1 protein-coding gene is annotated in these 255 nt (G+C 71.4%); it reads right to left on the bottom strand.

Annotation, left to right across the window (positions count from 1 at the left end):
• Positions 1-255: AMP-binding protein (locus J4E53_RS30630; RefSeq protein WP_207268305.1), on the bottom strand; the 255-nt coding region annotated here is incomplete at both ends.

The following is a 255-nucleotide window of genomic DNA, read 5'->3' on the forward strand; positions in this document are numbered from 1 at the left end:
GGATCCAGCGGCAGCCACGCGGCGCCGGCATGGACGATGCCGAGCAAGGCCACGACCATTTCCACCGAACGCTCCATGCACACCGGCACGATGCTGTCGCTGCCCACGCCAGCGGCGCGCAGGGCCCGGGCGACGGTTTGCGCCCGTTGGTCCAGTTCGGCGTAACTCAGGCGCTGGCCTTCGAACACCAGCGCCGGGGCGTTGGGGCTCAGGGCCGCTTGCTGGCTCAGGGCGGTGTGCAGGTTGGTCGGGCCG

Origin of the sequence: Pseudomonas sp. FW305-28, from assembly GCF_017351395.1 — a bacterium.
GTDB classification, from domain to species: domain Bacteria; phylum Pseudomonadota; class Gammaproteobacteria; order Pseudomonadales; family Pseudomonadaceae; genus Aquipseudomonas; species Aquipseudomonas fluorescens_AA.